The organism is Corallococcus aberystwythensis, from assembly GCF_003612165.1.
GTDB lineage: Bacteria > Myxococcota > Myxococcia > Myxococcales > Myxococcaceae > Corallococcus > Corallococcus aberystwythensis.
Genome location: NZ_RAWK01000316.1, coordinates 1 through 10443, shown reverse-complemented (window position 1 = coordinate 10443; position 10443 = coordinate 1). Strand labels below are relative to the sequence as shown.

The window sequence follows — 10443 nt, the reverse complement described above, 5'->3', positions numbered from 1 at the left end:
TGGCGGCCCCGCGCTGGGGGCGCCCGCGCCCACGGCCACGCCCACCCCGGTGGGGACGGCCGGCACCGCGGTGCCGACGAACGGCGGCACGGTGGCGGACTACCAGGTGGGTCCTCCGCGGCGCCCGGACATCCACCACGACAACGGCTTCCTGCAGAACCCGAACGACCCCAACGACCCGAACCCCATCCCCACGGAGAGCCCGGGGCTGGGCGACTACGCGGCGCTGGCCGAGTGGGAGGTGAAGCTCCGGGGTGCGCGCGCCCTCCAGGGCGTGCCGGGCGTGCCGCACAACGACATCCCGGACGGCCTGGACACGTACGACCACTTCCTGCACGGCAACGGGGCGGACCGGCACTTCGACTACGAGCGCTTCGTCCGCACGGACCCCGCCGGCCAGGCGGTGCTCACCAACTCCACGCGCGACACGCAGCAGGCGGCGGAGGCGGCCTACAACCAGATGGTGGCCCAGGACCCGTCGCTGGCCGGCAAGCCGGTGACGTTCCAGGTTACCGGCTCGCAGATTGGCGTGGGCTCCAGTGAGCAGTTCCCCTATCCGGAGACGGAGAACTGGCAGAAGGCGATTGGCGGCCACTCCGTCTGGAACAGCGCGACGGTGACGGTGTACCCGCCGGAGACGCCGGGCGGGAAGCCCCGCTTCGAGATGGACATGACGCTCCACGCGGAGGACCGCTACAACTTCAACCCGGGCCAGGCGGACATCAACACCGGCACGCCGGACGCGGCCAACGGCCGGCTGGAGCGCACGGGCCTGGGGCAGCAGTACACGAACTACGGCACGCTCCAGCGCCATGTGACGTGGGACCAGGGGAGCCCCGAGAATGCGACGTCGCGTCCCATTGGTGGCCGGTAGGCGCACGCTGGCTACCACCCTGCTGCTGGGGTGTGTTTCGCTGGCCTGCGACAAGCCCTCAGGGGGGAATGCATCCATGACGACACAGACGGCCGCGCCCGCGGCGAAGACGGGGACGGACCTGGAGACGCTGGAGAAGACCGTGACGCTGCCGCGCCGCCCCCAGGCGGTGCAGTGGCGCCAGTCTCCGCGCGGCATCCCGGGCGGACTGGGCCCCACGGACACGCAGTTCCTCGCGGTGCTGGAGTACCCGGCGGCGGAAGGCCAGGCGCTCCAGGCCGCGCTGAAGCCCACGCGGCTGACGGTGAAGGTGGATGACGGCGGCTGGCTGCCGCAGGCCACCCGCGACGCCTTGAAGACGGCCACCGCCTACGACGCGGCGCCCTTCTTCAAGGGGTCCCTGCGCCAGGGCACCGTGTTCCAGCTGCCCCAGTCCAACACCTTCGTGCTGGTGCTCTTCAGCAGCTAGGCCCTCGCGGCGAAGAGGAAGCAGGTGGGGCCCGGCCGCGAGCGCTCGCGTCCGGGCCCTTTCGCTTTTCTTCGCGCGCTACGGCGTGCCCTCGGGCCGGGACTTCTTCTGGGGCGTGGCGCCGTGGTGGCTGCTGCGCTGGGGCCCGGACGCGTCAGGCATGCCGCTGTCCGCGCCGTTGATGATGCCGCTCGCGAGCAGGAAGGCGTTGAGCCGCAGCTGCATGAAGTTGGTCTCCACCTTCGGCGGCTGCTGCATGCGCAGGGTGCGGTCCTCGCCCTGCTGGTGCTTCGGCCACTCCGTCGCGGACGCGGGCGCGCCGGAGCGGGCGAACTGGAGCATCCAGCCGCTCACCTGGCGCGAGTACGCGCGGTCCTCCTCGGAGAGCACGTCCTGGGTGGGCGGGCAGCGGGCCACCGTGTCCAGGAAGTACGCGATGTCCGAGCCGTGCGGGACGCCGTCGGGGCGCTCCGGGCGCAGCTCCGTGGCGGTGTAATCGAAGTAGTAGCGCCACGCGTCGGAGACCTTGGCGTGCAGGTCCGCGATCTGGCGGGGGATGAGCGTGAAGACGATGTCGCGGCACACCTGCCGCGCCAGCTCCTCGTCGGACGTCACCCCCGGGTAGAGCAGGCCAATGGGGACCTTGTTGTCCCGCAGCGCCTGGAGGACGTCCATGGGGTCGCGGCCCATCTCCATCATCACGCTCACGTCGTCGCTGGTGCTGCCCAGGATGAGCGGCACGCGCGCCTGCTGCTGGGCCTTGAACGTCGACAGGATGGACTGGGGCATCACCGTGTCACCGCACACGGCCACGGGCGCCAGCGAGTGCTCCGGTGGCTGCGACCAGAAGGCGTCCGCGGGCAGCTTGCGCAGGCGCTCCGGTGTCGCTTCCGCGTCCGTCACGCCCATGCCGCGGATCAGCGCCTCGCCCTTGAGCATCGCCTTCTCCAGGGGCATCTCGTCCATGCCGTACACGCTCATCGCCACGCCCCGCTGGAAGCAGGGCCGGGCGGCCTCCATGCAGAAGAGGGACAGCACGCTCTTGGCGCCCGCGGACTGGCCGATGAGGGTGACGTTGTTCGCGTCCCCTCCGAACTTCGCGATGTTGCGGTTGACCCACTGGAGCGCGGCGAGCTGATCCAGGAGGCCGAAGTTGGCCGCGCCGCCGCCGGGCTCCTGCTGGAGCGCCGGGTGGGCCAGGAAGCCCAGGTGGCCCAGGCGGTAGTTGAGCGTGACGAGGATGGCGTCCCGGGCCGCCATGGGCACGCCGTTGTACGGGGGCAGGCCGCTGGCGCCAATCACATACGCGCCGCCGTGGATCCACACGATGACGGGCAGCTTCGCCTGGGCATCCACCCGCGGCGTCCAGACGTTGAGATAGAGGCAGTCCTCGCTCATCGGGACCGGGTCTCCGCCACCGCCGGCGATGCAGGCCTCGCGCGACTGGAGCGAGGAATTGCCGAACTTCGAGGCCTGACGGATGTTCTTCCAGGGCACCACCGGAGCGGGCGGGCGCCAGCGCAGCGCGCCCACGGGAGGCTGGGCGTAGGGAATACCCTTGAAGGCATACACCCCTTCCTCGACGACGCCTTGAAGCTGTCCTTCGACAGTGCTGACGACGGGAGCGGACTGCTGGACCATGTTTGGAACCCCCCACGAAACCCGGCACGGCAGGACCGGGGCCGGAGCGAAGTAGAGGGTCGGCCCATGCAAGTCAATGCATTGGCATTCAAAGACAATCACCCGTCCACCAACCAACGCGCGCTCAGACTCCGGAGCATCAGGGCAATGCGCTAGCCTGCTCCCCTTCCCGGGGCTCCGGCCGGAGGACTCCGCGCCCCCTTGAGGCCGTGCCCGGGGGCTTGAAGCAGCGCTGCCGCGGCGAGCCTCCGTGCTCGCGCTGTGCCGAAGGCCCGCGTGGGACCTGCGCACAGGCCGCCCGGTTTCACGCCGGGCCCTCGAAGGCCCGGCCCCCCTTGCCCAGAGGGGGACTGGACCCTCCGGGTAGGCTTCAGCGGCACGACGCCAGCTCCCCGGCCGCAACGACGATTCCATGCTTTTCTTTTTTATCCTGGCCCTGCGAGGCGCGATGCCCGGAGGCACGGCGGGCGAGGCATCAGGGACCCATTTTACTTTGGCCCTCCGCCGCTGGAGCATGTGTCGCGAATGTGTCGCTCCCGCGTCTTTGCTCTCGATTTCCTGCTTCAGCCCACATCCTTCCGCGGCCCTCGGAAGACCCTCGCTTCGCGGTTCGCGGCGGTGGGGTCCGTGCTGCTGATGCTCCTCGCCTTCGCGCCCGCCGCGCACGCGGAAGCGGCACGCACGGCCGCGGCCCGGCCCGCGCTCGACGGGTGGCGCTACCGCTGGGGGGACTCACCGCCAGGCACTGACGGCGTTCCCACGTGGGCAACGGAGCCGGAGGACGCGCAGGGCTGGCAGGCCATGGACGCGCTCAAGGAGCCGCCGGGCCGCGGGACGAATACCTTCCTCTGGCTGAGCATCCCGCTGCCGCAGGGCCCCTGGCTGCAGCCCGCCCTCTTCCTGGGCAACGTCGCCAACGCCTTCGAGGTCTACGCCGGCGGCAAGCGCGTCTACGCCAGCGGGAGGCTGGCCCCCAACGGCCAGGAGCTGATGGAGAACATGGTCTGGCACCTGGTGCCCGTGCCGCCCGCGTCGCTGGGCCATCACGTGCTCCTGCGCATCCAGGCCCACGGGCCCGCCATCGGCGTCACGCGGGACGCGAAGGTGGGCTCGCACCCGGACCTGCTCGCGGGCGTCACGCGCATGGGCCTGGCGCCCTTCGTCATGGGGACGCTGCTGCTTGGCATTGGCGCGGTGTCGCTGTCCGCCGCGCTCCTGCGCCGCCAATGGCGGATGCTCGCCGCGCTGACCGTGTTCGCCGCGGGCTCTGGCGCGCTGCTGCTGGGCTCGAGCGGGCTGTTCCTGGCGCTCTGGAACGGCGCGGCCGTTGGCAGCGTGCTCACGTTGCTGGGCTCGTACGCCATCCTGCCCGGCCTGGCGTGGTTCATCTCCGATACCGTCGGCGCGGACAAGCTGCGCTGGCTGCGCCGGGGCGCGGCCGTCGTCACCGTCCCGGCCGTCATCCAGGCGGTCATCGTGCTCATGGACCTGGGCGCCGCGTGGCGGCTCCTGCCCGCCTTCATCCTCTACTCGCTGCCCGGGCTGCTCGTCTGCGTGGCGGTCGCGGTGGTCCAGGCCGCGAAGGGGGACCCGGACGCGCGCATCTTCGTGGCGGGCCTGGGCGTCCTCACCTTCGTGCTCGTGATCAGCACCCTGCCCATGCTGGGAGTGATGGAGGCCACGGACAGCCAGGTGCACTGGGGCTTCTTCGCGCTCACGCTGTCACTGGTGGCCATCGTGGCGCGGCGCTCCGCGGAGGTGGTGCGCTCGCTGGCGGAGTACACGCGCCAGCTGGACGCGCGCCGCAAGGACGTGCGCCTGCTGGCCCAGGGCATGGGCCAGGGCGCGGACGAGCTCGCCGCCGTCGTGCAGCAGCTGCACACCTCCAGCGAGGAGCAGACCGTGGGCATCAGCCGCCAGGCGGCGGCGCTGCGGGAGCTGGAGCAGACGGTGGAGGAGATCCGCCAGGGCTCCCATGTGACGGCGGACAAGGCGCGCGTGCTCGCGGCGTCGGCGGAGAGCGCGGAGCAGGTGGGGCGTGAGGGCGGCGCGGCGCTGGAGCGCACCCTGACGGACCTGGCCGCCATCCGCACCGAGGTGTCGGAGATGGCCGCGCGCATCCTGGCGCTCGATGAGCGCACCCGGGAGGTATCCGGCATCGTCGACGACGTGAAGACGCTGGCGGACCAGTCCAACATGCTGGCCATCAACGCCGCCATCGAGGCGGTGCGCAACGGCGACAGCGGCAAGGGCTTTGGCGTGGTGGCCAAGGAGATGCGCCGGCTGGCGGACCAGTCCATCCGCGCCACCGAGCGCATCCGCGACGTGCTCGACGGCGTGAGCATGAGCATGCGCGAGGCCGCGCAGATGAGCGAACAGGGCGAGGCGCGCGTGCAGGTGAGCCTGGACGCGGTCCGCAACTCCGGCGCCCAATTGCAGAAGCTGGCGGGCATCATCGGGGACACCAGCGGCAGCGTCCGGCAGATCACCCAGGCGGTGGCCCAGCAGGACTCGGGCACCCACCAGATTGCCCAGGCCATCCAGGAGCTGTCCGGCCAGATGCAGCGCACGCTGCAGGCCGTGGAGGAGACGCGCACCGTCACCCAGTCCGTGCAGACGCTGGCGGAGGTCATGTCAGGGGCCGCGAGCAAGGCGCTGCGCTCCGGCACCTTGGACGACCAGGAGAAGCCCGTCGCCGCGTGAAGCCCGGGCCCGGCCCGGCTACACTCCGGGTCATGGTGCCCCTGACCGACCACTCCGGACTTCCGCCCGAGCGGCGCGCTGACCTGGAGCGGCGGCTGGCGCCGCTCACCCTGCTCCAGGACGTGGTGCGCTGGGGCTTCGCGAGCACCCCGCCGCGCGACGTGGCGGCGGTGGTGGTCCAGGACGAGTTCACCCACGACGTGGTGCTGCCCTGGGAAGAGACGCGCTACCTCGTCTTCGACACCACCTGACTGGGCGGAGTCACCTCGGTCTCCGTGTGGGACCACTGCCCTACCCCCGATGAACTGCTGGACGCGCGGCTCGCCGCCGGCTGGACGCCCACGCCGACGAGCACCGTCGACGGGGACGTGGTCCTGGGCCACGCCGCGTGCCGGATGCCGTCCAGGCCCACGCGCTGACGACCCGAGGACACTCCGCCGGGGGATGCGTGGAGAACGTGACGTCCGGGGCGCGGCGGCGCGAGGACGCTGACGAAGCCATGACGTGCCGGCGGTACGAGCACCCCATGGATGAGAGCGTGAAGCCCCGGTTGCGAGGCCTGTCCCACGTCATCGCGTTCGTGGCGGCGCTGGTGGGCTGCGCGCGGATGGCGCTGGTGCCGGTGCAGGGCGCGCAGTACGCGGCGAACCTGGTGTTTGGCGGCAGCCTGGTGCTGATGTTCGGCGTGAGCGGGGGCTACCACTGGCCCACGTGGAGCGCCGCGACGTACCAGCGCATCCGCCGGTTCGACCACGCCGCCATCTTCATCCTCATCGCGGGGAGCTTCACGCCCATGGCGACGCTGGCCCCCATGGGGGGCTGGAGCCAGCGGTTGCTCTGGGTGATGTGGGGCGCGGCGCTGACGGGCGCCACGCTCACGCTCGCGGGCATCTCCGCGGCGCGAGGCCTGCGCTCAGCGCTCTACTTCGCGCTGGGCTGCCTGGCGGCCCCGGTGATGTGGCACCTCCCGGGGGTGATGGGGCCGGGCCGCGTGGGGTGGCTGTTGTTCGGGGCGGTGCTCTACGCGGTGGGCGCGGTGGTGTACGCGCGCCGCTGGCCGGACCCCGTCCCCCACGTGTTCGGCTACCACGAGGTGTTCCACATCATGGTCGTCGCCGCGGCCGCCACGCACTACGCCGTGCTGATGGACTTCGTGGGACGGTAGGCAGCGGGCCCGGGGTTCGCTGACACGCGCTCGCTGACGAGCCGCTGGCGACCTGCTCAGGGAGTGCCCCCGCGCACCGTGAGCGGGAACGCGTGGAGCACGGAGCTCCCGAGCCGGTCGGTGGCGCGGATCACCACCCGCTCCGCGGCCCGGGCGTTGCGCGGGACGCTCCAGCCGACGATGCCCTCTGGAGACACGGACATGCCCTCGGGGCCTGCCTCCAGCGCCAGCTTCACGCCTCCTGCCGTGGAGCGGACCTCCAGCTGATACGCGTAGCGGGTGCCCACAGCGGTCTCCAGCGGGGGGACGGAGCGCACGTAGAGGTACTCCGGGGCTTCTGAACGCAGGAGGGCCGGAAAGTCGAAGAGGCGCACCTGCTTCCGGTCGGGCGGCACGACCACCACCGCGCCCATCGCGGGCAGCAGCATCATCCGGCGGTCGACGAAGAGCCCGGTGCTCGCGGAAGCGGGCTGCTCGGTCCACTCGAAGTCGATGGGGAGCCGGGCCGCCAGGGGCGCGTCCTTTCCCACGACATACAGTGCCGGCCTCACCCCACCCTTCGAGCTGGCGGTGCTCGTGGGAAGGCCCAGGTACAGCATGGCTCCGACCGCTGGGAGCAACTGGGTGTTGGGCAGCTGCGTGAGCGGCGTCAGGTCCTGGGCGAACGTGCGGCCCCGCCCATAGATGGCCCCGTCCCCGCCCACGAGCAGCAGGCCGCCTGATTCGTGCCGGTACTGGAACTCCAGCCGGTTCTCCACCACCCGCCCCACGTAGATGCCCTCCGGGGACACGCCGGGCCGCATCGCGGTGAAGACCGTGCCCTGCGGGTTCGCGCGCCACGCGTAGCTGAAGGCCTTGGAGCTGTCGACGGGGCGTTGTTTCTCCAGGGCCCACTGAGGCGGGGCCGTCCCGACCGCGCGGGGGGCCGTCACCGGCTCCAGCTTCTGGACGTCCAGCAGGGTGAGCGGGTCGTTCCCCCGTGTGTCCGGCACGTCGCGGATGACGAGAGCCCGCTCCGCGTTGGCGTTGCCCATCACCAGGTGGAGCACGGGGCCGCCCAGCATGAAACGGCCGATCTTCTCGCGCTCGAAGGTGGTGAGGCTGTAGCGGTGGAAGAGCTTCAGGGTGGGCAGGTACACCAGCAGCGACGTGCCTCCCGCGGCGAACAGGAACTGCGGCTCCGGCAGCTCCAGCGTGTGGACGATGCGCCGCGCCTTCACGTCGAGGATGCTCACGGAGGCCAGGCCCTCCATGCGCAGCACGACGAGCCTGCCGCCGTCCGCCACCTGCGCGTCGACGAGCGGCCGCTCCAGGTCGAGCTTCTCGAAGGCCGCCTCTGGAGGAAGGGCCTGCTCCTTCGCGACCGGCGCCGCCCTGGCGGTCCTGGCGGACGGTTCACGGAGCGTGCCCAGGCGCAGGGGCAGGTCATAGGTGCGGCTTCCCTTTTCCGTGACGTAGCCGACCTGGACATAGGTTTCGCTGCCGGACCGGAAGGTCACGGTCGCCGCCAGCTTCACCCGGCCGGCGCCCTGGTGGGACACCCGCTTGTGGGACTCGCCCTCCGGCGCGTAGGGAGGCGTGCGCGCGAAAGAGAGAAACGCCTCATCGGCGTGGATCACGCGCAGCTCCAGTTCCTTCACCACGCCGTCGGGATTGCTCACTTCCAACGTCATGGGGACATCGCAGGCGTCCTCACACCCCTCCGGCAGCGCGCCCACCTGAACCTCGGCGGCCCGTGACTCCAGCAGCGCCTCCACGCGTTCCCAGGGAATGACGAAGCTGATGTTGGTTCCCCGGACCGTGGCCACCGCCACGCCCAGCAGCCGCCCCTCCACGTCCACCACCGGACCGCCGCTGTTACCGGGGTTGAAGGCGCTGTCGACCTGGATGGTCTCCAGTGCCCCCAGCCGGCTGCGGCGCAGGCTGGACACCGAGCCCCGGGTGAGGGTGGCGGCCGGGAGCTGCTCATCAAAGGAGAGCATCTCCCCGAAGGGAAAGCCCACCGCGTAGAGGCCCAGCGTCTCGCGTGCGGCCACGCCTTCGTCCAGGGGCTCCACCTCCAGCCCCGCGGTGTCCGCCACCTCCAGGAGCGCCAGGTCGTTGCCGCGGTCCTTCGCGATGACGCGGGCCTGCCGCGTCACCTCCCGGCCCGTGCCGCTGCGGTAGGTGACCTGGAGCGACGTCGAGAGCCGGCCGTCCTTCAGCTCGACGACGTGGTGATTGGTCACGACCCGGTGCCGGCCCTGCCCGGTGCTGACGACGAACCCGCTGCCGCTCGATTCCTCGGAACGGATGAGCACAGTCGCGTCCTTCACGCGCTCAAGCAGCCCGGCCTCCATCGACCCGGGGCTGGAGGCCGGAGCCTCCTGCTTGCGGCAGGAAGGGCCCACGGAGAGCCACAGCGACACCACCCCCAACAGAACCACCCGTCTGAACACATCCGCTCCAAGGCTTGACGCAGCCCCTGGACGTTAGCGTCCACGCTTTCGAGCTTCCAGGTCCCCCGCCCCACTGCGGCGCCGTCTGACAATGGATTCCCAGAGAGAGCCGTCAAACCTGGGGCGGCCAGAGTGGACCCTGCACCATGCCATTCATCTGGGTGGAGCGCACGATGGCCTGCGGCTCCCCTGCACCGTCTTCGAGTCCGGGAAGAGCGCAAAAAGCAGAAGTGCTATTCTCGGCCACAGCGAATCAAACCGACCGACAAGCAATTCTTTATCTACACGATGGACATCCTCAACAAGATTATCCCATTCATCTGTTCGACACTTGGAGTCCTCTATGGGGTCGTTTTTCTCCTCTCGTTCATATTGGAGTTAACGAAAATTCTTTGGGTGCCTGTTCGGGAGTTCTTCATGGGGCTCACGTTCGACCGCGTGATACGTGGCATGCGAATTCTGCTGCCGGCCGCGCTCGCCATCTTGGGACTGACATGGTTTCTGGTGCGCCCATGGGTCGCCCCCCAAGGAACCCCTTTGGAGCGATGCCTGAAGGGTCAAATCCCGCGTGAGTTCTCCAAAGAAGACCGCAGGAATGTTGAGTTCCTCTGGTCCCTGACCCGTCACTACAACGACAAGGACACCCGCATCATTGAAGAAGAATCTCTAGGGGCTGTCCCTGATTAACGCAGCCAGAGAAGCATGGACGCAACGTGCAAGACGGCGAGGTAGCAGGTCGCCGTCTTGTCGTAACGAGTGGCGGCGGCGCGAAAGCGCTTGAGGTCGTGGAAGAAGCACTCCACCCGGTAGCGCAGCCGGTAGAGGGCGCGGTCCAAAGGCGGCGGCTGCTTGCGGCTGGGGTGGGGATGAATGACGGCCTTCATCTCCAGCTTCTGGGCGTTGGTGCGAATGCGCTCGGCGTCGTAGCCCGTATCCGCGATGAACGCTTCGCCTTCGGCATGCACCAGAAGCTCCTCGGCCATCGTGGACTCATGCTGCTGGCCGGGCGTCAGCGCGAGGTGGAGCCGGTGAGCGTCAAGGTAGTTGTCGCGTGAGAGGGTTCAGCCGATGCGCTTCATCTCCTGCACTGCCGGGGTGAGGTTCGGAGAGGGGCCGAGACGGACAGGGCCCATCGGCGTCCAGTCGCGCGTGT

General features: G+C 70.0%; 9 protein-coding genes. 6 read left to right on the top strand and 3 right to left on the bottom strand.

Annotated features, from left to right (window positions below; translation table 11 throughout):
- Window positions 1-874: hypothetical protein (locus D7W81_RS35705; RefSeq protein ID WP_120559852.1), on the top strand; the 874-nt coding region annotated here is incomplete at its 5' end.
- Between the two features lie 76 nt (window positions 875-950).
- Window positions 951-1343: a hypothetical protein gene (locus tag D7W81_RS35700; RefSeq protein ID WP_120559851.1), complete on the top strand. Its 393-nt coding sequence runs from the start codon at window positions 951-953 to the stop codon at window positions 1341-1343.
- A 78-nt stretch (window positions 1344-1421) separates the two neighbouring features.
- On the opposite strand, the gene D7W81_RS35695 is transcribed toward D7W81_RS35700, so the two are convergent.
- On the bottom strand, window positions 1422-2984 hold the full coding sequence (locus tag D7W81_RS35695) for a carboxylesterase/lipase family protein (protein ID WP_120559850.1): 1563 nt from the start codon (window positions 2982-2984) through the stop codon (window positions 1422-1424).
- A 636-nt stretch (window positions 2985-3620) separates the two neighbouring features.
- Between D7W81_RS35695 and D7W81_RS35690 the strand changes: the two genes are divergently transcribed.
- From D7W81_RS35690 to trhA, 3 genes are all read left to right on the top strand, one after another.
- A complete protein-coding gene (locus D7W81_RS35690) occupies window positions 3621-5687 on the top strand; it encodes a methyl-accepting chemotaxis protein (protein ID WP_244227669.1) in 2067 nt (688 codons plus the stop codon).
- Between the two features lie 32 nt (window positions 5688-5719).
- Window positions 5720-5938 (top strand): hypothetical protein, encoded by a 219-nt coding sequence (locus D7W81_RS35685; RefSeq protein ID WP_120559848.1) that lies wholly within the window; start codon window positions 5720-5722, stop codon window positions 5936-5938.
- A gap of 248 nt (window positions 5939-6186) precedes the next feature.
- Entirely contained in the window at window positions 6187-6852 is a 666-nt protein-coding gene (gene trhA, locus D7W81_RS35680; RefSeq protein WP_244227668.1) for a PAQR family membrane homeostasis protein TrhA, read from the top strand.
- A gap of 56 nt (window positions 6853-6908) precedes the next feature.
- Here trhA and D7W81_RS35675 read toward each other — a convergent pair whose 3' ends face one another.
- Window positions 6909-9278 carry a S1C family serine protease gene (locus tag D7W81_RS35675; RefSeq protein WP_147445742.1) on the bottom strand — a complete coding sequence of 790 codons (2370 nt, stop codon included), beginning with the start codon at window positions 9276-9278 and terminating at the stop codon, window positions 6909-6911.
- A gap of 300 nt (window positions 9279-9578) precedes the next feature.
- Between D7W81_RS35675 and D7W81_RS35670 the strand changes: the two genes are divergently transcribed.
- Window positions 9579-9977 carry a hypothetical protein gene (locus tag D7W81_RS35670; RefSeq protein WP_120559846.1) on the top strand — a complete coding sequence of 133 codons (399 nt, stop codon included), beginning with the start codon at window positions 9579-9581 and terminating at the stop codon, window positions 9975-9977.
- Here the strand turns inward: D7W81_RS35670 and D7W81_RS35665 are convergent.
- Complete coding sequence (locus tag D7W81_RS35665; protein WP_279637929.1) at window positions 9974-10303, bottom strand: transposase; 330 nt, start codon at window positions 10301-10303, stop codon at window positions 9974-9976. The two genes, D7W81_RS35670 and D7W81_RS35665, sit on opposite strands and share 4 nt — an antisense overlap.
- Window positions 10304-10443: the final 140 nt, after the last annotated feature.